Below are 25,576 nucleotides of genomic sequence, written 5' to 3'. Positions count from 1 at the left end.
TCAAAAAAACAACCAACTAACCCCAAATAATTCTTTAAATATTCCTTACTGGATACTTAATCCCGCTGTATCTTATACACCTTGTTTTTAAAAAAATAGAACTATATGATAGTCTGATCAAATAGAAGATCGCTTATTATCATATTCATATTTAATAGGGATATAACAGGGTATTAGTAGGGGGTTAATAGGGGTTTAGTAGGGATATATCCCTACTAAACCCCTACTAATACAGAGTGAAATCATTACTAAATCTATACTAAGATAGAATATGGTATCCTCCTTGTTGAAAATTCTATCACTCTATGTACATTTGCAGTTGACATGTATTATTTAAAATATTTACGCCATTATTTAATTTCCCATAGTCGTCATGGTACGCATTCACCGTTTGTTTATCAATTGGTGGATGAAGTCATTTATCAAAAGCCTACTGAATTGGAATTGAATGCTGTGCCGTTAACTTATATACAAGCTGGTCATAAATCTTTGAAAAAATATCTGCTTGTGGAGCGTCTCTTGAAAACTCTTGCATTTAATGAATTTAAAATACAGACAAAATCAACCCATCCTGATCTTGAAAAATTATTTGAACAACACAAAGGAATGGCTTGCAAAAGAGTTATTCATTATATCGATACGGATACAGACTATTTAGCTGTACTGCATAATATTGGAGATCAAGACTTGTTGATGATAGAAGAACCTCATCTTTCTAAGGAACGGGATAGCAATTGGGAAAGAATAAAAGGAGACAGCAGCGTCACTGTCACAATTGATCTTTTTTATTTTGGATTGGTTTTTTTTAGAAAAGGACAAAGAAAAGAAGATTTTTTAATTCGTTTTTAATAGACAAGCCAGCGTTTTTATGACTGTCTTATCTATTAAAATTCAAGAAGTCTTTCTAAAAAGCTTCACTTAGCGATAAATAAAATCCAGATTGCCTTTTCTCTCCAGGACGTTGTTCCCCAAAGGCATAGTCAATACGAATATTGCTATTGTGTTCGAGGCTAAAAAAGTAACGAAGACCACCCCCATAAGAGGGAACGAATCGGGCATTATATTCTTTTGAGAAAACAGATCCAAGGCCAACAAATCCAGTTACCCCAAATCTGGGATGAAAACGATAACGCAATTCTGCCTGCGAAGCCAAGTAATTTTTATCCTTGTAACGACCGATATAATACCCTCTCATCATCATGTCTCCTCCAATATCACGATATGCATAGAAAGGAATTGTTTTTCCAAAAGTCGCTCTATATATCGCTTGTGCAGCAAGGGTTACTTTTTGATGTAGCGGGAAGAATCCACGTAAGTCCGTGTCAAAAATCCCACCTTCAAAATCTTCTTTTGTCCACAATTTTGGAGCATAGGCTAATTTTGCTCTCGCATAGTAACCTTTTGTTGTGTAAGACACATTATTTCGGTTATCATATAATTGGGAGATCCCTATTAATAGTTGTTGTCCACCATTTTTTCCAATTAAAGATGCCTCATCAAATATACCTCCACTTTCTTTGTCTCTAAATTGCAAATAATCATATTGGATATTTACACCAGTATAATAATGAGGGATAATTTTCTTTTCAACCTCGACTTTAGCACGAAACAATTTTTGGCTGATTAAATCTTCATCTATTTTTTTTGTATCCATACCAATACCATAGAAATTAAAGGGCCAGTTACGGTAGCGGATTTCTGAAACTATGTGGTAATTATTATTACTTGTCCATATGTCAGTTTGTAATTTGATGTTTGATTGTTTTTTAGAAGTATAAGTTCCCATTAACAAGATGTTGGAAGATCTGATACTGGTATCTTTTTTATTTAAATAAAAATTGTAATTACTCGCAATTCCATATTCTACACCCGTTTCTTGTGCGTATCCGAAAGCAGGTAAGATCATAAAAAAACCAGATCTGGCAGAATCTCGCTCGGTAGAAAAGACTTTTTTTGTAACCTTTTCTATTATATTTTGAGCTTTTAATATGTGCGTATAGGTGATAAGAACGATGAATAACACGGAAACGAGTATCTTGATCACCTTGTTTTGATCTGGATTTTGCATGGCCAAAGATAGAATTTTGTAAGAACAATATAAATTGTAATATTTCAACTAAAATTTATTTATCTGCATATCAGTAGTGTTGTGAAAAACTCTATTTTTTTTTAGAAAAATATTTTTGTAATGTGGGTTTAGTGTATATCTTTGCATCAGCAAACGAGGAAATAGCAATGCTAACAGAAAAGGTTTGAATAGTTCTTTTAAGAGTGAAAAAAAATAAAAAAAAGCTTGTAGATATCAAAATTAAAATGGATATTTGCACTCGCTAAACAAAAGAAATAAAGTTTAGGGATTAAAAAGCTTTTAAATAGAAACGCCTCTTTAGCTCAGCTGGTAGAGCAACTGACTTGTAATCAGTAGGTCATTGGTTCGATTCCGATAAGAGGCTCAAACATAACTTATCAAGTTATGGGGGGGTTCCAGAGCGGTCAAATGGGACGGACTGTAAATCCGTTACTTCGGTTTCGAAGGTTCGAATCCTTCTCCCCCCACACTAAACAGTTTGCGTACTGTGAAGTAGATGAAAATCTAAATAAAATCGCAAGCAAAGCGGAAGTAGCTCAGTTGGTAGAGCGATAGCCTTCCAAGCTATAGGTCGCGAGTTCGAACCTCGTCTTCCGCTCAAATTTTTAAGTATTGATTTTTAGTCTCTGTCTTCTTTGATAATAGTATATCTAAAGGTGGAGGCATTAATCTGTAGATGGAATTTTCGAAAGCCGAAGTAGCTCAGGGGTAGAGCACTTCCTTGGTAAGGAAGAGGTCGTGGGTTCAAATCCCATCTTTGGCTCGTACAACATTGTATAACAAATAGAGAAATATTTATAATTACTAATTCGCATAAACATGGCAAAAGAGAAATTTGACCGTAGTAAACCACACTTAAACATTGGTACAATCGGTCACGTTGACCACGGTAAAACTACTACAACTGCAGCTATCACGAAAGTATTAGCAGACAAAGGTCTATCAGAAGCTCGTTCATTTGATTCAATTGACTCTGCTCCTGAAGAAAAAGAACGTGGTATCACAATTAATACTGCACACGTTGAGTATTCAACAGCTAACCGTCACTATGCGCACGTTGACTGTCCTGGTCACGCCGATTACGTGAAAAACATGGTTACTGGTGCTGCTCAAATGGATGGTGCTATCATCGTAGTTGCTGCTACTGATGGTCCTATGCCTCAAACTCGTGAGCACATCTTATTGGCTCGTCAAGTAGGTGTTCCTGCATTAGTTGTTTTCATGAACAAAACTGACTTAGTTGATGATCCAGAATTATTAGACTTAGTTGAAATGGAAGTTCGTGAATTATTATCATTCTACGAATACCCAGGTGATGATATTCCAGTAATTAAAGGTTCAGCTTTAGGTGCTTTAAACGGCGAGCCTGAGTGGGTTGAAAAAATTATGGAATTAATGGATGCTGTTGATAACTACATTCCAATCCCTCCACGTTTAACTGAATTACCTTTCTTAATGCCAGTAGAGGATGTATTCTCGATCACAGGTCGTGGTACAGTTGCTACAGGTCGTATTGAAAGAGGTGTAATCAACTCTGGAGATCCAGTTGAGATCTTAGGTATGGGTGCTGAGAACTTAAAATCTACAGTAACAGGAGTTGAGATGTTCCGTAAAATTTTGGATTACGGTGAGGCTGGTGATAACGTAGGTTTATTGTTACGTGGTATTGAGAAAACTGATATCCGTCGTGGTATGGTTATCTGTAAACCAGGATCAGTAACTCCTCACGATTATTTCAAAGCTGAGGTTTACGTTTTATCAAAAGCTGAAGGTGGTCGTCACACACCATTCTTTAACAAATACCGTCCTCAATTCTATTTCCGTACAACAGACGTAACTGGTGAGATTTCATTAGCTGAAGGTACTGAAATGGTAATGCCGGGTGATAACGTTACGATCACTGTTAAATTGATCTCTCCTATCGCTATGGAAAAAGGTCTACGTTTCGCTATCCGTGAGGGTGGTCGTACAGTAGGTGCTGGTCAGGTAACTGAAATTATCTAGTCTGTAAAGATTATATAAAATATAAAATAAGCTAATCGGTTCATACTGATTAGCTTATTTTTTCAGTCCCTAATAGGCATTAAAAAGCAATAAAAAAGATTAAAAATATTTGCGAGGGATAGTTTAAAACACTATATTTGCATCATCAAAATAAGAAAATACACGGGAATAGTTCAACGGTAGAATAGAGGTCTCCAAAACCTTTGATCAGGGTTCGAATCCTTGTTCCCGTGCTTAATAAATAAACTGAAAATGGCAAAAGTACTTGATTTTTTTAAAGACTCTTATGTCGAGATTACAGAGAAGGTTACTTGGCCTACTTGGGCTCAATTGCAAAGTTCCGCTGTAATTGTACTTGTTGCTTCTCTTATTATCGCATTATTAGTTTTTGTAATGGATAAGGCTTCAAGTAACGTATTGGAGTTGTTGTACGGTATTGCTTCTTAATTTCATCAAATATTATTTATGGCAGATCAAAGTTTAAAATGGTACGTAGTTCGTGCTGTGAGTGGTAAGGAGAAGAAGGTAAAGCAATATATAGATGCCGAAGTTAGCCGTTTAGGAATTGAGCATTTGGTAACACAAGTGTTGATTCCTATGGAAAAGTATTATTTAATGCGTGATGGAAAAAAAGTTGCTAAAGAACGCAATTATTATCCTGGATATGTTTTGTTGGAAGCAGCCTTAGATGGTGAGTTGGAACATATTATCAAAGGAGTTAATAGTGTTATTGGTTTCTTGGGAGATAAAGCTGGGAATGCAATTCCATTACGTCAAGCAGAAGTTAATCGTATTCTAGGTAAAGTAGATGAGATGGCTGAACAAGGTGAGACTATTAATGTACCATATTATGTTGGTGAGACCGTGAAGGTGAATGACGGTCCATTTAATGGTTTTACAGGTGAAATTGAAGAAGTCCACGAAGACAAGAAAAAATTAATCGTAATGGTGAAAGTTTTCGGAAGAAAGACACCATTGGAATTAAACTACATGCAAGTAGAAAAAGAATAATAAAAAAGAGCAAAGTTTAACCTTTGCTCTTTTTTATGTTGTAAAAAATTTGCATTTCGTTTATTTTCTATATATCTTTGCACCTCATTTAGTGGTGAAACGAAAGTTTGCCACGATGTGAAATAATAAATGTTACGTTATTTGCTTCCAACTTACTAACAAACATTTAATAATTTAATTCAAAACAAGATGGCAAAAGAAGTCAGTGCGTTAGTAAAATTACAAGTTAAAGGCGGAGCTGCGAATCCTTCACCTCCAGTAGGACCTGCATTAGGTGCTAAAGGGGTGAATATCATGGATTTCTGTAAGCAGTTCAATGCCCGTACGCAAGACAAACCAGGAAAAGTATTACCTGTTGTCATTACAGTTTACGCTGATAAATCTTTTGATTTTATCATTAAAACTCCACCAGTTGCTATTCAATTGAAAGAAACTGCAGGGTTGAAAAGCGGTTCAGGTGAGCCTAACCGTAAAAAAGTAGCTTCAGTTACTTGGGAACAAGTAGAAGTTATTGCCAAAGATAAAATGGTAGATTTAAACGCGTTTACTTTAGATGCTGCTATGAGAATGGTAGCTGGGACAGCACGTAGTATGGGTATTACCGTTGCAGGTAATGCTCCTTGGAACAATTAATTAAGAAATCAATTTAAGAAAAGTGGCTAGATTAACAAAAAATCAAAAAGCGGCACTATCCAAAATTGAAGCTGGTAAAGCATACTCTTTAAAAGAAGCTGCGGCTTTAGTTAAAGAAATCTCATTGACCAAATTCGATGCTTCTGTGGATATCGACGTTCGTTTAGGCGTAGATCCCCGTAAAGCAAATCAAATGGTTCGTGGTATTGCAACTTTACCTCACGGAACTGGTAAAACTGTACGTGTTTTAGTTTTATGTACTCCTGATAAGGAAGAAGAAGCTAAAGCTGCAGGAGCAGACTTCGTAGGTTTAGATGAGTATATCAGTAAAATTGAAGGCGGTTGGACTGACGTTGATATCATTATTACAATGCCTAGTGTGATGGCTAAAGTAGGTAAATTGGGTCGTATTTTAGGTCCAAGAAACTTAATGCCAAATCCTAAAACTGGTACAGTAACTACAGAAGTAGGTAAAGCTGTAACAGATGTTAAAGGCGGTAAGATTGATTTCAAAGTTGATAAAACTGGTATCATCCATACTTCAGTTGGTAAAGCGTCGTTCGATGCAGACAAAATTTATGAAAACGCATTAGAGGTATTACAAACTATCTCTCGTTTGAAACCGTCTGCAGCTAAAGGAACATACTTTAAAAGCATTCACATTTCAGCAACTATGAGTCCTGGTATTCATGTTGAAACTAAATCAGTAGCGGGTATTTAATCATGAGAAAAGAAGAAAAACAAGAAATTGTTCAAGCTTTGGCCGAGCAGATTAAATCTTACGGTAATTTCTATATTACTGACACTTCTGAATTATCGGTAGAAAAAGTGAATGGCATTCGTCGCAAATGTTTCGAAAGTGATATTGAAATTAAAGCTGTTAAGAACACTTTAATCAAAAAGGCATTAATTGAAGCTGGCATTGATTCAGAAGAAATCGTAGGAGCATTGAAAGGTGCGTCAACAATGATGTTCTCTGAAGTTGCAAATGCTCCAGCAAAATTAATTCAAGCTTTACGTAAAGAAGGTGATAAACCTTTGTTAAAAGCTGCTTATATCCAAGAAACTGCATTTGTAGGTGACAATCAATTGAAAGCGTTAGTGAGTCTTAAATCTAAAAATGAACTCATCGCTGACGTTATCGCTGCATTGGAATCTCCTGCGAAGAATGTTATTTCAGCTCTTCAATCGGGTGGAAATACAATTTCAGGTTTAGTAAAAGCTTTAGAACAAAGAGGTTAACGAATACTCTTTTTAAATAAAACATTCGTTGTATTATAATTAACAATTTTTCACAAAGACAATCAAAAATTCAAAATAAAATGGCAGATTTAAAACAACTTGCTGAACAGTTAGTTAACTTAACAGTAAAAGAAGTTAAAGAATTAGCTGATATCTTAAAAGACGAGTATGGTATCGAGCCTGCTGCTGCTGCTGTTGCAGTTGCTGCTGCTCCAGCTGAAGGTGCTGCTGCTGCAGAAGAGAAAACATCTTTCGATGTTATCTTGAAAGAAGCAGGTGGTGCTAAATTAGCTGTAGTTAAATTAGTAAAAGATTTAGCTGGATTAGGCTTGAAAGAAGCTAAAGATTTAGTAGACGGTGCTCCTAAAGAAATCAAAACTGGTGTTTCTAAAGACGAAGCACAAGCTTTGAAACAACAATTAGAAGAAGCTGGAGCTGTTGTTGAGATTAAATAATCTTAGCTAACAAGCCCTCAAAAGGTTTAGACTCTGACGTATTTTCGTTAGAGTCTATTCCTATTTATGATATTTGACTACTAGTCTATGTGTATGCTGAACATAGTCGAGATGTAGTAATAGCAGCATAGTTAAGCTCAGTTTTTTTAAAACTAAAATTCATATTCCCTTGGCAAACAATAATATTCAACAAGAAAGAGTAAATTTTGCAACAAGCAGGAAAGTTCTGGAATATCCAGATTTCTTAGATGTGCAATTGCAATCTTTCAAGGAGTTTTTTCAACTAGAAACTACTTCTGACAACCGCCATCAGGAAGGGCTGTTCAAGGTATTCTCGGAAAACTTCCCTATTTCTGATTCAAGAAACATTTTTGTGCTAGAGTTTTTGGATTATTTCATTGATCCTCCTCGCTATGATATACAAGAATGTATCGAACGTGGGTTAACTTATAGCGTTCCTTTAAAGGCAAAGTTAAAGTTATCTTGTAATGATGAAGAACACGAAGATTTCGAAACTATTGTACAGGACGTATACTTGGGTACCATCCCATATATGACACCGAAAGGTACTTTCGTGATTAATGGTGCAGAGCGTGTGATCGTATCTCAATTACACCGTTCACCAGGCGTTTTCTTTGGTCAAAGTAGACACACAAATGGTACTAAACTTTATTCTGCAAGGGTAATTCCTTTTAAAGGATCTTGGATTGAATTTGCAACTGACGTAAATAACGTCATGTATGCTTATATCGACCGTAAGAAAAAATTCCCAGTTACTACTTTATTACGTGCTATCGGTTACGATTCAGATAAGGATATCTTAGAATTATTTGATCTTGCTGACGAAATTAAAGTAAGTAAATCTGGTCTTAAAAAATATGTTGGTCGTCGTTTGGCGGCAAGGGTATTGAAAAAATGGATTGAAGATTTCGTTGATGAAGATACTGGTGAAGTAGTATCCATCGATCGTAATGAAATCATCCTTGAACGTGAGACTGTTTTAGAAGAAGATCACATTGACTTGATCATCGATGCTGGAGTAAAATCTATTATTTTAGCAAAAGAAGATGCATCAAACAATGCTGACTATTCAATCATATATAACACATTACAAAAAGATACGTCAAACTCTGAGAAAGAGGCGGTAGAACATATCTATCGTCAATTGCGTAACGCTGAACCACCTGATGAGGAAACTGCTCGTGGTATCATCGATCGTTTATTCTTCTCAGATAAACGTTACGATTTGGGTGATGTAGGTCGTTACCGCATTAACCGTAAATTGAAATTAAATACTCCAGATGAGACGAAGGTATTGACTCGTGAAGATATCATCGCTATCGTGAAGTATTTGATTAACTTAATCAACTCTAAAGCTGAGGTGGATGATATTGACCACTTATCTAATCGTCGTGTACGTACAGTAGGTGAGCAATTATACGCGCAATTTGGAGTAGGTCTTTCTCGTATGGCACGTACGATTCGTGAGCGTATGAACATTCGTGATAATGAGGTGTTCACACCTACAGATTTAATTAACGCACGTACGTTATCATCGGTTATTAATTCTTTCTTTGGTACTAACCAGTTATCACAGTTCATGGACCAAACGAATCCTTTAGCAGAAATCACGCACAAGCGTCGTCTTTCAGCTTTAGGTCCAGGTGGTCTTTCTCGTGAGCGTGCAGGTTTCGAAGTTCGTGACGTTCACTATACGCACTACGGTCGTTTGTGTACAATCGAAACTCCTGAAGGACCAAATATTGGTTTGATTTCATCATTAGCTGTTCACGCTAAGATTAATAATTTAGGTTTTATTGAAACTCCATACCGTCGTGTTCAAGATGGTCGTGTAGTGGTTGAAGAGCCTGTTCATTATTTATCTGCAGAGGACGAGGATGAAAAAACTATTGGTCAAGCAAATGCAAAATATGATGATGGCGGTAATTTTATCGATGCTAAAGTAAAGGCAAGATATTTTGGTGACTTCCCGGTAATCGAACCTACGCGTTTGGATTATATGGACGTTGCTCCTAACCAGATTACATCTATTGCGGCTTCATTAATTCCTTTCTTGGAGCATGATGATGCCAACCGTGCATTGATGGGATCAAACATGCAGCGTCAAGCTGTTCCAATTTTACGTCCACAAGCACCTATCGTCGGTACTGGTCTAGAAGGCCGTGTTGCGAAAGATTCTCGTACATTAATTAATGCAGAGGGTAATGGTATTGTTGAATATGTAGATGCGGATGAAATTAAAATTCGTTATGACCGTACAGATGATGACCGTTTAGTGTCATTTGATGATGATGTCAGAACATATCGATTGATCAAATTCAAGAAAACCAATCAAAATACTTGTATGAACTTGAAACCTATCGTAAGAAAAGGTCAACGAGTTGAAAAAGGACAAGTATTATGTGAAGGTTATGCAACTGAAAATGGTGAATTAGCATTAGGACGTAACTTGAAAGTAGCATTCATGCCTTGGCAAGGATATAACTTTGAGGATGCGATCGTAATTTCTGAGCGTGTAGCAAAAGAAGACTGGTTTACTTCTCTTCATATTGAAGAGTTTGAATTGGAAGTTCGTGATACAAAACGTGGTGAAGAGGAATTAACGGCAGATATCCCGAATGTTTCGGAAGAAGCAACTAAAGACTTGGACGAAAACGGTATTATCCGTATTGGTGCTGAAGTGAATGGTGGTGATATCTTGATTGGTAAAATTACACCTAAAGGTGAATCTGATCCTTCTCCAGAAGAGAAATTATTACGTGCGATCTTTGGTGACAAAGCTGGTGATGTGAAAGATGCTTCATTGAAAGCTTCTCCTTCACTGAAAGGTGTTGTTATCGATACGAAGTTATTTGCTCGTGCTAAAAAATTATCGAAAGAAGTTGAACGTAAAACATTAGAGAAATTAGAGACAGCACACGAAAGAGCTGTTAAAGTTTTGAAAGAGCGATTAGTAGAGAAATTATTTACGATCGTAAATGGAAAAACTTCTCAAGGTATCTACAATGTTTATAAAGAATTGTTAGTAGCGAAAGGATCTAAGTTTACACAAAAAATCTTAGCTGAATTAGACTACAATAATATCAACCCAACAGGTTGGACAACAGATGAAGATAAGAATGAAATGATTAAAGCTTCTTTACACTTCTATAACATCAAGTTAAATGAAGAGTTAGGTGCTTTCAAACGTGATAAGTTCGCAGTTTCTGTCGGTGATGAATTACCATCAGGTATTGTTCAAATGGCTAAAGTTTACGTTGCTAAAAAACGTAAATTGAAAGTAGGGGATAAGATGGCAGGTCGTCACGGTAATAAAGGTATTGTTGCACGTATTGTACGTGATGAAGATATGCCTTTCTTAGACGACGGAACACCAGTAGATATCGTGTTAAATCCATTAGGTGTACCTTCTCGTATGAACTTAGGACAGATTTACGAAACTGTTTTAGGTTGGGCTGGTCAAAAACTAGGTGTTAAATTTGCGACTCCTATTTTTGATGGTGCGGAAAAAGAAGAGGTAGAAGATTGGGTTGCTAAAGCAGGTTTACCAGCTTCAGGTAGAACTTACCTTTATAATGGTTTAACAGGTGAGCGTTTTGACCAACCAACGACAGTTGGGGTGATCTATATGTTAAAATTAGGTCACATGGTTGATGATAAAATGCACGCTCGTTCTATCGGACCATATTCATTGATTACACAACAACCATTGGGTGGTAAAGCTCAATTCGGGGGTCAGCGTTTTGGTGAGATGGAGGTTTGGGCTTTAGAGGCATTTGGTGCATCTAATATCCTACAAGAAATCTTAACTGTTAAATCGGATGATGTTGTTGGGCGTGCGAAAACTTACGAGGCTATCGTAAAAGGAAACAATTTGCCAACACCATCTGTACCAGAATCGTTCAACGTATTGGTACATGAGTTACGTGGTTTAGGTTTAGATATCACATTGGATTAATTAAGCAAAATAGAGTTTCAGTGATCACTATGATCACTGAAACTTCTTCATAAAGCTTTAACTTTTGAATAAGTATGTCTTACAAAAAAGATAATAAAATTAAAAGCAACTTTACATCAATTACTGTAAGCTTGGCGTCTCCAGAAACAATCTTAGAGCGTTCAAGTGGTGAAGTTGTAAAACCGGAAACGATTAACTATCGTACCTACAAACCAGAACGTGATGGTTTATTCTGTGAACGTATCTTTGGTCCTGTAAAGGATTATGAGTGTCACTGTGGTAAATACAAACGTATCCGTTATAAAGGTATCGTATGTGACCGTTGTGGTGTTGAAGTTACGGAGAAAAAAGTACGTCGTGAGCGTATGGGACACATTTCATTGGTTGTTCCTGTTGCTCATATCTGGTACTTCCGTTCTCTTCCAAATAAAATTGGTTATTTATTAGGTCTTCCTACTAAAAAATTAGACATGATTATCTACTACGAAAGATATGTAGTTATTCAGGCTGGTATTAAAGAGGATGATGGTATCAACTATATGGACTTCTTGACTGAAGAAGAATATTTAGATATTTTGGATACTTTACCTAAAGAAAACCAATATTTAGACGATAACGATCCTCAAAAATTCGTTGCTAAAATGGGTGCTGAGGCGTTAGAAGAATTGTTGAAACGTATTGATTTAGATAAATTATCTTATGATTTACGTCACCAAGCTGCTAATGAGACTTCTCAACAACGTAAAAATGAGGCATTAAAACGTCTTCATGTTGTAGAAGCATTCCGTGGTTCTAGAGATCGTATTGAAAATCGTCCAGAATGGATGATTGTTAAAATCGTTCCTATTATTCCACCAGAATTACGTCCTTTAGTTCCTTTAGATGGTGGTCGTTTTGCGACTTCAGATTTAAATGATTTATATCGTCGTGTTATTATCCGTAATAACCGTTTGAAACGTCTAATCGAAATCAAAGCTCCAGAAGTAATCTTACGTAATGAAAAACGTATGTTACAAGAAGCCGTAGATTCATTATTCGATAACTCACGTAAAGTTAACGCAGTGAAAACTGAAGGTAACCGTGCGTTGAAATCGTTATCTGATATCTTAAAAGGTAAACAAGGTCGTTTCCGTCAAAATTTATTAGGTAAGCGTGTGGATTATTCGGCTCGTTCGGTAATCGTCGTTGGACCTCACTTGAAATTACATGAGTGTGGTTTGCCTAAAGATATGGCAGCAGAACTTTACAAACCGTTTATCATCCGTAAGATGATCGAGCGTGGTATTGTGAAAACTGTAAAATCAGCTAAGAAAATTGTCGATCGTAAAGATCCAGTTGTTTGGGATATTTTAGAAAATGTGTTGAAAGGTCACCCGGTATTATTAAACCGTGCACCTACATTACACAGATTGGGTATTCAAGCGTTCCAACCTACTTTAGTAGAAGGTAAAGCGATTCAATTACACCCATTAGTGTGTACAGCATTCAACGCCGATTTTGATGGTGACCAGATGGCAGTCCACTTACCTTTAGGTAATGCTGCAGTTTTGGAAGCACAAGTTTTAATGTTGGCTGCTCACAATATCTTGAACCCTGCAAATGGTTCTCCTGTAACTGTACCTTCTCAGGATATGGTTTTGGGTCTTTATTATATTACTAAAGGCCGCAAAAGTACAGAAGAGAAAATTGTTAATGGGGAAGGAATGACTTTCTACTCTGCAGAAGAGGTGATTATCGCTTTGAATGAGAAGAAGATTGATTTGCATGCCTTCATTAAAGTAAAAACAAAAATCAGAACAAAAGAAGGTAATATCGTTGATACGTTATTAGATACAACAGTTGGACGTGTTATATTCAACCAGGTTGTGCCTCATGAGGTGGGATTCATTAACGAATTATTGACGAAAAAATCTTTACGTAATATCATTGGAGAAATTGTGAAAACTACGGGTATGGCTCGTGCTGCACAGTTCTTAGATGACATGAAAGAATTAGGTTTCCAAACAGCCTTTAAAGGTGGTTTGTCGTTCAACTTACAAGATTTGAACATTCCTGATGCGAAGGCTGATTTAATTCAACAAGCAACAAACGAAGTTGAAGACGTAATGAATAACTATAATATGGGTTTCATTACAAACAACGAACGTTATAATCAAATCATTGATATTTGGACACGTATCAACAATAAGTTGACATCACACGTAATGGATATCTTATCGAATGACAACCAAGGATTCAACTCGGTATACATGATGCTTGATTCTGGTGCACGTGGTTCGAAAGAGCAAATTCGTCAGTTGTGTGGTATGCGTGGTTTGATGGCTAAACCTCAGAAATCTGGTTCAGCTGGTGGTGAAATTATTGAAAACCCGATTTTATCTAACTTTAAAGAGGGTCTTTCCGTATTAGAATACTTTATCTCTACCCACGGTGCGCGTAAAGGTCTTGCCGATACAGCTTTGAAAACGGCGGATGCGGGTTACTTAACTCGTCGTTTACATGACGTGGCACAAGATATGATCGTTATTGATCAAGATTGTGGAGGTTTAAGAGGTATTTATACGACAGCATTAAAAGATAATGATGATGTTGTTGAACCATTATACGATCGTATTTTAGGTCGTGTGTCGTTATACAATGTGTATGATCCTGAATCTGGAGAGTTAATCGTTTCTGCAAATGAAGATATTGAGGAAGATATTGCAGAACGTATCGAAAGCTCTGGTATTGAGGGTGTTGAAATTCGTACGGTATTAACATGTGAAGCGAAACGTGGTGTATGTGCTTGTTGTTATGGTCGTAACTTGGCTTCTGGTAAACGTGTTCAGTTGGGAGAGGCTGTCGGAGTTATCGCAGCGCAATCAATTGGTGAGCCGGGTACACAGTTGACACTTCGTACGTTCCACGTCGGTGGTACGGCATCTAACATTGCTGCTGAGTCTCAAATTTCTTCTAAATACGAAGGTACAGTCGAATTCGAAAATGTACGTACAGTATCGCAAGAAGGTGAAGATGGTACACATCAAGTCGTATTGGGTCGTTCAGGGGAGATCAAAATTTTGGACGCAACAGGTAAAGTTGTATTCCAACAAAATATCCCTTACGGTTCTCAATTATTTGTTGAAGAAGGTAGCAAAGTTTTAAAAGGTGATAAATTAGTTGCATGGGATCCATACAATGCGGTTATTATCTCTGAGTTTGCTGGTAAAGTAGAATTTGATGCCATTGTTGAAGGGGTAACCTTCCGCGAAGAATCAGATGAACAAACTGGTCACAAAGAGAAAGTAATTATTGAAACGCGTGATAAAACGAAAAACCCTGCTATCAAAATTTTAGATAAAAAAGGTGAAGTTATTCGTACATACAACATTCCAGTAGGAGCTCACGTTTCTGTAGCGGATGGTGTTGCTGTAAAAGAGGGTGGTATCTTAGTGAAGATCCCTCGTTCTACAGGTAAAACACGAGATATTACAGGGGGTCTTCCTCGTGTAACAGAATTGTTCGAAGCACGTAACCCTTCTAATCCAGCAGTTGTGACTGAGATTGATGGTGTGGTAACATTAGGTGGTGTTAAACGTGGTAACCGTGAGATCTCTATCGAGTCTCGTGATGGCCAAATTAAAAAATACTTAGTTCCACTTTCTAAACATATCTTAGTACAGGATAATGACTTTATCAAAGCGGGTATGCCTTTATCAGATGGTTCGATCTCTCCAGCAGATATCTTATCTATCAAAGGTCCTTCAGCGGTACAACATTATATTGTAAATGGTATTCAAGAGGTTTACCGTCTTCAAGGTGTAAAAATCAATGATAAACACTTTGAAACAATTGTTCACCAAATGATGCAAAAAGTGAATATTGAAGATCCAGGAGATACACGTTTCTTAGAAAAAGAAGCCGTGAACAAATGGGATTTCATGGAAGAAAATGATTCACTTTACGACAAAAAAGTTGTTGTTGAAGCTGGTGATTCAAATGATCTACGTCCAGGACAAATTGTTTCATTACGTAAATTACGTGAAGAAAATTCAAGCTTGAGACGTCGTGATTTAAAACTAGTAGAAGTGCGTGATGCAATTCCTGCGACATCAAGTCCATTATTGCAAGGTATCACAAGAGCTTCGTTAGGTACGAAATCATTTATCTCTGCAGCGTCCTTCCAAGAGACTACAAAAGTCTTGAATGAGGCAGCTATCGCAGGTAAACGTGATAATCTATTAGGATTGAAAGAAAACGTAATTGTAGGTCACTTAATTCCTTCAGGTACAGGTCTTCGTCAATATGGTAATATCATCGTAGGTTCTCGTGAAGAATACGATCAATTATTAGCTTCTAAAGAAGAGGATTAATAATTTTCAATAATAAAAGAAAGGGTTGTAGATTTTATCTGCAACCCTTTCTTGTTTTTTAGGTGTTTTGTTGATCTTAAATTCTGATTAGAGGATTATTTTTCTATTGGTCGAAATATATCGATAGATAGATATTTGTAAGATATCTTTTCTCTTTATATTTCTATAGTAGAAGTAGGGGAGACTGGCGTGATACTAACAATCGCCGACTTGGGGTATCTCTACAGTGTTAAAAGAATTGATATCAAGTATGCCATTATAAGTTTTCAAGAAGAATTTATTTCACAAGATTATCGTGTTGGTTTTTAAGCTCATTTCAAGGCTACAGCTTTTTTGTACAAAAATTAATGTTTTCAGTCGATATATAACAACAAATGTATTGGAAGAAGAGTAAGATTATGTTGAACTATTTTTATTATGCAATAATCCCACAGAAGCGAAAAATCATCTTTTTTTGCACTTTGATCCACGTTTATTTACAAATTAATCGTTCAATGTTACAGCCAGTTAAGGTTAATATTAAGAAATAAGTCAGAAAAGGTTAGGAATTGCGCCTAAGAAGTTGTTATCTTTGCACCACTCCGCAAGGGAGGAAGGGTTGTTCCGAGAGGAACGGCCTTGAAAAAAGGAGGGTTTAAAGTGATTTGAACGCAGAAATCTGAGGAGAAGCGATAAAAAATAAATTCAGATTTATTTTGGAATTTCGGAAAAGATTTCTACCTTTGCAGTCCCAACGGAGACGAAGGGAATAAAACAAGAGAAGATCGGGGCGCAATGCCGAAGATATAAAAGCAGAAGCGTGAAGCGGATGCGAAGCAAGTTCTTTAAAAATATAATCATGTAACGTAACGAGTAGTGTTGAGAAACAGCGAAAGTTAAAAACTCAACCTGTCAATTTTAGAATTAGAAATAAAAATACAAGACAATTCTATTTATTATAAATAGTCTTGATCTTACCCTTCATTTTACAATGGAGAGTTTGATCCTGGCTCAGGATGAACGCTAGCGGCAGGCCTAATACATGCAAGTCGGACGGGATTGGGATCAAAGCTTGCTTTGGTTCCATGAGAGTGGCGCACGGGTGCGTAACGCGTGAGCAACCTGCCCATATCAGGGGGATAGCCTCTCGAAAGAGAGATTAATACCGCATAACATCATTTAACGGCATCGTTGAATGATCAAATATTTATAGGATATGGATGGGCTCGCGTGACATTAGCTAGTTGGCGGGGTAACGGCCCACCAAGGCTACGATGTCTAGGGGCTCTGAGAGGAGAATCCCCCACACTGGTACTGAGACACGGACCAGACTCCTACGGGAGGCAGCAGTAAGGAATATTGGTCAATGGAGGGAACTCTGAACCAGCCATGCCGCGTGCAGGATGACTGCCCTATGGGTTGTAAACTGCTTTTGTCCAGGAATAAACACCTCTACGTGTAGGGGCTTGAATGTACTGGAAGAATAAGGATCGGCTAACTCCGTGCCAGCAGCCGCGGTAATACGGAGGATCCAAGCGTTATCCGGATTTATTGGGTTTAAAGGGTGCGTAGGCGGTCTTATAAGTCAGTGGTGAAATACGGCAGCTCAACTGTCGCAGTGCCTTTGATACTGTAGGACTTGAATACACTTGAAGTGGGCGGAATAAGACAAGTAGCGGTGAAATGCATAGATATGTCTTAGAACTCCGATTGCGAAGGCAGCTCACTAAGGTGTGATTGACGCTGATGCACGAAAGCGTGGGGATCAAACAGGATTAGATACCCTGGTAGTCCACGCCCTAAACGATGATAACTCGATGTTGGCGATACACAGTCAGCGTCCCAGCGAAAGCGTTAAGTTATCCACCTGGGGAGTACGGTCGCAAGATTGAAACTCAAAGGAATTGACGGGGGCCCGCACAAGCGGAGGAGCATGTGGTTTAATTCGATGATACGCGAGGAACCTTACCCGGGCTTGAAAGTTAGTGAATGATCCAGAGACGGATCAGTCCTTCGGGACACGAAACTAGGTGCTGCATGGCTGTCGTCAGCTCGTGCCGTGAGGTGTTGGGTTAAGTCCCGCAACGAGCGCAACCCCTATGTTTAGTTGCCAGCACGTCAAGGTGGGGACTCTAAACAGACTGCCTGTGCAAACAGCGAGGAAGGTGGGGACGACGTCAAGTCATCATGGCCCTTACGTCCGGGGCTACACACGTGCTACAATGGATGGTACAGCGGGCAGCTACATAGCAATATGATGCTAATCTCTAAAAGCCATTCACAGTTCGGATTGAGGTCTGCAACTCGACCTCATGAAGTTGGATTCGCTAGTAATCGCGTATCAGCAATGACGCGGTGAATACGTTCCCGGGCCTTGTACACACCGCCCGTCAAGCCATGAAAGTTGGGGGTACCTAAAGCATGTAACCGCAAGGAGCGTGTTAGGGTAAAACCGATAATTGGGGCTAAGTCGTAACAAGGTAGCCGTACCGGAAGGTGCGGCTGGAATACCTCCTTTCTAGAGCATTCGGAATTGAAGCTCGTTACGTATACACATGGTTAATATTAAGAAAACAAAGATGAACATTTGAAGAAATGTGCCCGTCCCTTTAGGATGGTCCATTGAGAGATGAAGAATGATAAGCTAGTCCCGTAGCTCAGTTGGTTAGAGCACTACACTGATAATGTAGGGGTCAGCAGTTCAAATCTGCTCGGGACTACCATCTAAGATCAGAGATGAAAGATAAGAGACAAGAGACAGAGTAAATAGTCTCGGATCTCGGCTCTGAACTCTGCTGTCTACACAAAGGGGAATTAGCTCAGCTGGCTAGAGCACCTGCCTTGCACGCAGGGGGTCATCGGTTCGACTCCGATATTCTCCACATCTCTGGATATGAGACGATAGATATGAGACAAGAGACACTTATGGGCAACCATACCAGATCTCAAATCTCCCATCTCTGATCTCACATCTAGAAGAAGAGTTCTTTGACATATTGAAAGAAAAAAAATTACAAGAGAAGACAACAGTAGAGACCATACTGTGGTGTGCTTGATGTATTGAGAAGACCCTCGGTCAAAAGCCGAACGGATCGATGCGTAGCACCATGGTTATATATCAAAAGCAACCCATAGTAGCAAAAGGGCTATGAGGTGAAGAAAGTAAATAAGGGCACACGGGGGATGCCTAGGCTCTCAGAGGCGATGAAGGACGTGATAAGCTGCGATAAGCTTCGGGTATTAGCAAATGTGATTTGATCCGAAGATTTCCGAATGGGGCAACCTAGCATACTGAAGGTATGCTGTATAAAACGCGAACGCGCTGAACTGAAACATCTAAGTAGGCGTAGGAGAAGAAAATAATAATGATTTCCCAAGTAGTGGCGAGCGAACGGGAAAGAGCCCAAACCGGTGATGTTACGGCATGACCGGGGTTGTAGGGCTGCGATGTGGCATTAGCAGACAGAAGTGGAATGGGATGGGAAGCCCAGCTATAGACGGTGATAGCCCGGTACACGTATAGAAAGCTAGCCTAGCAGTACCCTGAGTACCGCGGGGTCGGAGACGCCCTGTGGGAATCTGTCAGCACCATCTGATAAGGCTAAATACTCCTGAGAGACCGATAGTGAACTAGTACCGTGAGGGAAAGGTGAAAAGAACCTCGAACAGAGGAGTGAAAAGAACCTGAAACCGTGTGCTTACAAGCGGTCGGAGCTGGCGGGTCCAGTGACGGCGTGCCTTTTGCATAATGAGCCTACGAGTTACTCTTGTCTGGCAAGGTTAAGCGGTTCAGCCGCGCAGCCGAAGCGAAAGCGAGTCTTAATAGGGCGCATAGTCAGATGAGGTAGACGCGAAACCTTGTGATCTACCCTTGGGCAGGTTGAAGTTGCAGTAACATGTAATGGAGGACCGAACCGATAAACGTTGAAAAGTTTCCGGATGACCTGAGGGTAGGGGTGAAAGGCTAATCAAACTGGGAAATAGCTCGTACTCCCCGAAATGTTTTTAGGAACAGCGTCGGCATGGAGTCTTATAGAGGTAGAGCTACCGATTGGGTGCGGGGGAGTCAAATCCTACCAAATCCAGACGAACTCCGAATGCTATAAGATATGGCCGGCAGTGAGGCTTTGGGTGCTAAGGTCCAAGGCCGAGAGGGAAAGAACCCAGACCATCAGCTAAGGTCCCTAAATATACGCTAAGTTGAACTAACGAGGTCCGGTTGCCCAGACAGCTAGGATGTTGGCTTGGAAGCAGCCATTCATTTAAAGAGTGCGTAACAGCTCACTAGTCGAGCGGCCGGGCGTGGATAATAAACGGGCATCAAGTGTATTACCGAAGCTATGGATTTGCAGCATAAGCTGCATCTGGTAGGGGAGCATTCCATGTGGGGCGAAGCGGCCTGGTAATGGACCGTGGACCGTATGGAAAAGCAAATGTAGGCATAAGTAACGATAAGGCGGGTGAGAAACCCGCCCACCGAAAGACTAAGGTTTCCTGATCAACGCTAATCGGATCAGGGTTAGTCGGGGCCTAAGGCGCATCCGAATGGAGAAAGCCGATGGACAACTGGTTAATATTCCAGTACTTTTTATAACTGCGATGTGGTGACGGAGTAGTGACACTGCCGCGGACTGACGGAATAGTCCGTTAAAAGGCGTAGGTATAGGGACGGTAGGCAAATCCGCCGACCCTGCTGAGACCCAATAGTACAGCAAAGCTTCGGTGGCGCTGATAGAGCAGGTAAACAGACTTCCAAGAAAACCCGCTAAGCTTCAGGTTATAAAAACCCGTACCGTAAACCGACACAGGTAGTCGAGGAGAGAATCCTAAGGTGCTCGAGTGAATCATGGCTAAGGAACTCGGCAAAATGGCCCTGTAACTTCGGGAGAAGGGGCGCTTCCTTGTAGCAGTACAAGAAGCCGCAGTGAAAAGGCCCAGGCGACTGTTTAACAAAAACATATGGCTTTGCAAAATCGAAAGATGAGGTATAAGGCCTGACACCTGCCCGGTGCTGGAAGGTTAAGAGGGGATGTCATCGCAAGAGAAGCATTGAATCGAAGCCCCAGTAAACGGCGGCCGTAACTATAACGGTCCTAAGGTAGCGAAATTCCTTGTCGGGTAAGTTCCGACCTGCACGAATGGTGTAACGATCTGGGCGCTGTCTCAGCCATGAGCTCGGTGAAATTGTGGTATCGGTGAAGACGCCGATTACCCGCAACGGGACGGAAAGACCCCATGCACCTTCACTATAGCTTAACATTGGAATTGGGTACAGGATGTGTAGGATAGGCGGGAGATGTTGAAGTGGCTTCGCCAGGAGTCATGGAATCAACCTTGAAATACCGCCCTTTCTGTATCCGGTTTCTAACTCGATCATGTCGAGGACATTGTTTGGTGGGTAGTTTGACTGGGGTGGTCGCCTCCAAAAAGGTAACGGAGGCTTTCAAAGGTAAGCTCAGTACGCTTGGTAACCGTACGCGGAGTGCAATGGCATAAGCTTGCTTGACTGTGAGACCGACAAGTCGACCAGGGTCGAAAGACGGACATAGTGATCCGGTGGTTCTGTATGGAAGGGCCATCGCTCAAAGGATAAAAGGTACGCTGGGGATAACAGGCTGATCTCCCCCAAGAGCTCATATCGACGGGGAGGTTTGGCACCTCGATGTCGGCTCGTCACATCCTGGGGCTGGAGAAGGTCCCAAGGGTTGGGCTGTTCGCCCATTAAAGTGGCACGCGAGCTGGGTTCAGAACGTCGCGAGACAGTTCGGTCCCTATCTGTTGTGGGCGTTGGAAGTTTGAGTGGATCTGTCCTTAGTACGAGAGGACCGGGATGGACTGACCGCTGGTGAACCAGTTATGCCGCCAGGTGTACGGCTGGGTAGCTACGTCGGGAATAGATAAGCGCTGAAAGCATCTAAGTGCGAAACTAGCCACGAGATGAGACTTCCTTATAGGGCCGTAGCAGATGACTACGTTGATAGGTTGCAGGTGTAAAGGTAGAGATACCATAGCTGAGCAATACTAATCACCCGAAGCTTTCTCAAGCAACGCATACACTGTTGTCTTCCTCTTTGATTTTTTCTTTCAATTGTCTATAGATTAGATATGAGACGATAGATATGAGAGACCTAGATTTTCCGAAAGGAATGATCTGACCTCCGATCTGATGTCAAATATGAGACGTAAGATAAATACATGGGCGACCATATACTATCTCAAATCTCCCATCTCAAATCTAATATCTAAAAAACATTTTAGGTGCCTATATCGGCGGTGTCTACCTCTTCCCATTCCGAACAGAGCAGTCAAGCCCGCCAGAGCCGATGGTATTGCCGTAACAGGTGGGAGAGTAGGTCGGTGCCTTTTTTTATACAGAAGCCTTTGCTGAAAAGCAAAGGCTTTTTTGTGCTATATACTTTTTACTTTCCTAATCTTAGAGACAGAATACCTCATTACTTCTCTCTTTTCCTGTTTTTCTTTCTTCGTTAGTCTGGAAATAGCATACTTATTACTTACCTAAGAATGGAGATATCATTACTTTTCTGAAGCCAGAATTCCTGTATCTAAGTAATATATCATTTGATATAAACTTTACTGATTGGGTAGGCATTCTTTATTTTATATTTAACATATCTTGGAATAGGATGCTAGTAGCATATTTTTATTTTGCAGGATAATCTTTATATTTAAATCATGATAATAATATCCAAGACGATGAAATGTAATCTATGTATATCATTTATACTCTTATGTATATTAAATTCTTTTTCAAGTTCCGCTCAAACAGTAAAGAGTAAAAAACCGAATATTATTTTTATTTTATCAGATGATCATACGAATAAAGCAATAGGAGTATATGGCAATAAATTGGCAAAAACACCCAATATTGATCGTATTGCTAAAGAAGGGGCATTGTTCAAAAACTTTTTTGTCACAAACTCTATTTGTGGGCCTAGTCGAGCGACTTTACTTACAGGGAAATACAGTCATGTAAATGGATTTATTTCAAATGACAAAAAGTTTGATATCAATCAATTTATTTTTTCTCGAACCTTGGAAGATTCAGGATATCAAACCGCTTGGATAGGAAAATGGCACTTGGAAACATTACCTCGGGATGCTTTTAGCTATTGGAACATTCTTCCGGATCAAGGTTATTATTTTAATCCAAACTTTATTACACAACAAAACGATACGGTTAGTTATAAAGGCTATGTAACGGATATTATCACAGATCTTTCAGAGAATTGGATAAAAAATAGAGATCATGCAAAACCTTTTTTCTTAGTAATAGGAGAAAAGGCTACACATCGTGAGTGGTTACCTGCTATAGAGGACTTGGGGTCATATGATGATGTTAATTTCCCCATACCAGCATCTTTTTATGATACTTATGATAAGCGAAAAGCGGCAGGTCACCAAGATATGTCAATTGCGGAGACGATGAAATTAGGTTTTGATTTGAAAATAAATGTTGACTACGATACGGATTGGATTTATAGCAGGCTGGATAAAGAACAGAGGGCGGCGTATAAAGCTTATTATGGTGATAAAATAAGTAAAGAGTTTAACGAAAAAAAACTTTCTGGTAAGGCATTGGCAGAATGGAAATACCAACGGTATATGCGAGATTATTTTGCGACAGCTAATTCTTTGGATAGAAATATCGGTAAAATTCTAGACTTCTTAGATACTAATGGATTAGCCGAAAATACAATCGTCATTTATGGTTCAGATCAAGGTTTTTATTTGGGAGAACATGGTTGGTTTGATAAGCGCTTTATCTATGAGGAATCATTGAGAACTCCTTTTATGATCCGCTATCCAGGAGTCATTAAACCAGGAACAGTAATCGAGCAGTCGGCACTTAATATTGATTGGGCACCTACGTTGTTGGATATGGCTGCTGTGCAGAGTCCAAAAGAAATTCAAGGTAATTCCTTTGCTAAACTCTTAGAAAATAAAACAATCCCTTGGAGAGATCGGATTTATTATCATTATTATGAATATCCACAACCACATCGAGTAATGCCACATTTTGGCATACGAACAACAAGATATAAGTTGGCTCGATTTTATGGTAATGAAAATTTTTGGGAACTCTATGATTTAAAAAAGGATCCTCAGGAATTGAACAATATTTATAGTCAGTATGAGAATAGTAAACTGGTTAAGAAGTTAAAACAGGATTTGAATGCATCAATTGCGGAATATAAAGATGATTTAGCAGCACAAATTATCAGTAAATAATTAGTATTCTTCTTGTTGGGTTTATAATCCAAATATTTTCAACCTAATGGATTTGATAAGTGATGATGTTGATTTTTTTTAAATAATATTTTATTTGCTTAGCTAACTGATTTGTAATTAGCATTTTACTTTTTGTATAATAGGGGCCACTTCTATTTGGTTTTGTTTTGGTATAGTATTTGGAAATTAATTCTTAAAGAATTAATTATGAAAGCAAAACTTGCGATATTTTTAAGTGGATTAATGCTGCTATTAGTAGCGAGCTCTTGTGTAGGATATTATCACGATCGTGGACCAAGATATGATCGAGGACACCATTACGGTCATTATAATAAGCATTATAAAAAACATCATAGGCATCACCATTAACATGACAAGGGAATAAGCAATTATTCCCTTTTGTTTTGGTTATAAAGGCTGTATAACACAGGAATTAAACTTCGTATGGGAATCAGATTGAATTGAAATAGTACTGGGTAAACTAGATAGATTCACGAATAATTAGTTCAGCCTCTAATGCTATTGTTTCATAAACAATTTCTCTCTTTTTCATACGTAAGTCTAATATATTAATCATTTTCTCAATGGCTAACTTTCCGATATTTTTAGCTGGTTGAGAAATACAAGTTAACGGAGGGTTAAAGGAAAAAGCATAGTTGGTATTTGAAAAACCAATTAAGGCAATTTCATCTGGTATTTTTATTTTTTGTTGCGCAAGCAAACCTATAGTTCTATTTGTCAATAAATCAGTTGCTGTAAAAATTGCATCTGGACTTTTATTCGCTTGTTTTAATTTAGTTAGCTTATTTAAGATTTGGTTTTCTACAATTTCTATTTGTGAAAGATCACATCTTAAAAGATTATGCTCTTGGAAAGTGATGTTATTTTGTTTGAGGGCTTCTTGGAAACCTGTAAGTCGTTCATTTGTAACGCCATTATTAAGTCCCGTTATATGTAAGATATTTCTGTAATTTCTATTAATAAGTTCTTGGGTAGCTCTTTTTGCAGCTTTTTTATTGTCTATTCCTATTTTGAAGGTATTGAGATGGTTATTGATACGATCGAAAATTACAATCGGGCAGTCTGTCTGATGCAGTTGTTGTAGATAGTTTAAGTTTGCACTATCAGATACGGGTGAAATTAATATACCATCGACTCCTTTAGAATATAAAATATCAATACATTTTTTTTCTATAGCAGGATTCTCTCTACTCTGCATGATAATAACATTATATTGTTGCATCAGAGACGACTCTTCGATTCCCTCCAAAATCTGAGAAAAGAATGAATTGCTAATGGTCGAGACAATAACACCTATAATGTTCGTTTTACCTGTTTTTAAGCTTCTTGCTAATGTGTTATACTGATAATTATGTTTACGAGCATAAGCGGCAATTTTCTTTTTTGTATCCTTATTGATTTCATGACTATCAGAGAGGGCTTTGGAAACAGTAGATACTGATAAGTTTAACGCAATTGCAATATCTTTAAGGGTTATTTTTTTCATAGTTTCCTGGTATAACTTATAAAGATACTAAATTGAATAATGAAATCTATTATTGGCCTGTATATAATATAACCC

13 protein-coding genes, 7 tRNA genes and 3 rRNA genes are annotated in these 25,576 nt (G+C 38.7%); 21 read left to right on the top strand and 2 right to left on the bottom strand.

What is annotated here, in order from left to right; all coding sequences use genetic code 11:
* The first annotated feature begins 324 nt into the window (after window positions 1–324).
* Window positions 325–849 carry a hypothetical protein gene (locus tag LZQ00_RS12610; protein WP_234509638.1) on the top strand — a complete coding sequence of 175 codons (525 nt, stop codon included), beginning with the start codon at window positions 325–327 and terminating at the stop codon, window positions 847–849.
* A gap of 55 nt (window positions 850–904) precedes the next feature.
* Here LZQ00_RS12610 and LZQ00_RS12605 read toward each other — a convergent pair whose 3' ends face one another.
* Complete coding sequence (locus LZQ00_RS12605) at window positions 905–2,068, bottom strand: BamA/TamA family outer membrane protein (RefSeq protein ID WP_234509637.1); 1,164 nt, start codon at window positions 2,066–2,068, stop codon at window positions 905–907.
* A gap of 312 nt (window positions 2,069–2,380) precedes the next feature.
* Between LZQ00_RS12605 and LZQ00_RS12600 the strand changes: the two genes are divergently transcribed.
* From LZQ00_RS12600 to LZQ00_RS12505, 20 genes are all read left to right on the top strand, one after another.
* A tRNA-Thr gene (locus LZQ00_RS12600) sits at window positions 2,381–2,453 on the top strand.
* Between the two features lie 22 nt (window positions 2,454–2,475).
* Window positions 2,476–2,556: transfer RNA gene (locus LZQ00_RS12595), tRNA-Tyr, on the top strand.
* Between the two features lie 58 nt (window positions 2,557–2,614).
* Window positions 2,615–2,687 (top strand) — tRNA-Gly (locus tag LZQ00_RS12590).
* 93 nt (window positions 2,688–2,780) lie between these two features.
* Window positions 2,781–2,852: transfer RNA gene (locus LZQ00_RS12585), tRNA-Thr, on the top strand.
* A gap of 56 nt (window positions 2,853–2,908) precedes the next feature.
* Complete coding sequence (gene tuf / locus LZQ00_RS12580; RefSeq protein ID WP_234509636.1) at window positions 2,909–4,093, top strand: elongation factor Tu; 1,185 nt, start codon at window positions 2,909–2,911, stop codon at window positions 4,091–4,093.
* Between the two features lie 162 nt (window positions 4,094–4,255).
* Window positions 4,256–4,326: transfer RNA gene (locus tag LZQ00_RS12575), tRNA-Trp, on the top strand.
* 19 nt (window positions 4,327–4,345) lie between these two features.
* On the top strand, window positions 4,346–4,540 hold the full coding sequence (gene secE, locus LZQ00_RS12570; protein ID WP_234509635.1) for a preprotein translocase subunit SecE: 195 nt from the start codon (window positions 4,346–4,348) through the stop codon (window positions 4,538–4,540).
* An 18-nt stretch (window positions 4,541–4,558) separates the two neighbouring features.
* Entirely contained in the window at window positions 4,559–5,104 is a 546-nt protein-coding gene (gene nusG / locus LZQ00_RS12565) for a transcription termination/antitermination protein NusG (protein ID WP_045752392.1), read from the top strand.
* A gap of 189 nt (window positions 5,105–5,293) precedes the next feature.
* Window positions 5,294–5,737 carry a 50S ribosomal protein L11 gene (rplK, locus tag LZQ00_RS12560; RefSeq protein WP_021191050.1) on the top strand — a complete coding sequence of 148 codons (444 nt, stop codon included), beginning with the start codon at window positions 5,294–5,296 and terminating at the stop codon, window positions 5,735–5,737.
* 22 nt (window positions 5,738–5,759) lie between these two features.
* Window positions 5,760–6,458, top strand: coding sequence for a 50S ribosomal protein L1 (rplA, locus tag LZQ00_RS12555; RefSeq protein ID WP_234509634.1), 699 nt, complete (start codon window positions 5,760–5,762; stop codon window positions 6,456–6,458).
* 2 nt (window positions 6,459–6,460) lie between these two features.
* The gene (rplJ, locus tag LZQ00_RS12550) at window positions 6,461–6,979 is read left to right on the top strand and encodes a 50S ribosomal protein L10 (RefSeq protein WP_234509633.1); all 519 of its coding nucleotides are present in this window, start codon (window positions 6,461–6,463) and stop codon (window positions 6,977–6,979) included.
* A gap of 80 nt (window positions 6,980–7,059) precedes the next feature.
* Window positions 7,060–7,434, top strand: coding sequence for a 50S ribosomal protein L7/L12 (gene rplL, locus LZQ00_RS12545; protein ID WP_234509632.1), 375 nt, complete (start codon window positions 7,060–7,062; stop codon window positions 7,432–7,434).
* 169 nt (window positions 7,435–7,603) lie between these two features.
* Window positions 7,604–11,413 carry a DNA-directed RNA polymerase subunit beta gene (gene rpoB / locus LZQ00_RS12540; RefSeq protein ID WP_234509631.1) on the top strand — a complete coding sequence of 1,270 codons (3,810 nt, stop codon included), beginning with the start codon at window positions 7,604–7,606 and terminating at the stop codon, window positions 11,411–11,413.
* 74 nt (window positions 11,414–11,487) lie between these two features.
* Window positions 11,488–15,765, top strand: coding sequence for a DNA-directed RNA polymerase subunit beta' (gene rpoC, locus LZQ00_RS12535; RefSeq protein ID WP_234509630.1), 4,278 nt, complete (start codon window positions 11,488–11,490; stop codon window positions 15,763–15,765).
* 967 nt (window positions 15,766–16,732) lie between these two features.
* A 16S ribosomal RNA gene (locus tag LZQ00_RS12530) occupies window positions 16,733–18,262 on the top strand.
* 128 nt (window positions 18,263–18,390) lie between these two features.
* Window positions 18,391–18,467: transfer RNA gene (locus LZQ00_RS12525), tRNA-Ile, on the top strand.
* Window positions 18,468–18,552: 85 nt separating this feature from the next.
* Window positions 18,553–18,626, top strand: a tRNA-Ala gene (locus LZQ00_RS12520).
* A gap of 274 nt (window positions 18,627–18,900) precedes the next feature.
* Window positions 18,901–21,788: ribosomal RNA gene (locus LZQ00_RS12515) — 23S ribosomal RNA — on the top strand.
* Window positions 21,789–21,998: 210 nt separating this feature from the next.
* Window positions 21,999–22,110: ribosomal RNA gene (gene rrf / locus LZQ00_RS12510) — 5S ribosomal RNA — on the top strand.
* Together the 16S, 23S and 5S rRNA genes with 2 tRNA genes alongside form the textbook arrangement of a ribosomal RNA operon.
* Before the next feature lie 348 nt (window positions 22,111–22,458).
* Window positions 22,459–23,994 carry a sulfatase gene (locus LZQ00_RS12505; RefSeq protein WP_234509629.1) on the top strand — a complete coding sequence of 512 codons (1,536 nt, stop codon included), beginning with the start codon at window positions 22,459–22,461 and terminating at the stop codon, window positions 23,992–23,994.
* Between the two features lie 481 nt (window positions 23,995–24,475).
* Here LZQ00_RS12505 and LZQ00_RS12500 read toward each other — a convergent pair whose 3' ends face one another.
* A complete protein-coding gene (locus tag LZQ00_RS12500; protein WP_234509628.1) occupies window positions 24,476–25,501 on the bottom strand; it encodes a LacI family DNA-binding transcriptional regulator in 1,026 nt (341 codons plus the stop codon).
* Window positions 25,502–25,576 lie beyond the last annotated feature (75 nt).

Source organism: Sphingobacterium sp. SRCM116780 (assembly GCF_021442025.1).
In the GTDB taxonomy this organism is placed as follows: Bacteria; Bacteroidota; Bacteroidia; order Sphingobacteriales; family Sphingobacteriaceae; genus Sphingobacterium.
This window is presented reverse-complemented; position numbering and strand designations above follow the sequence as displayed.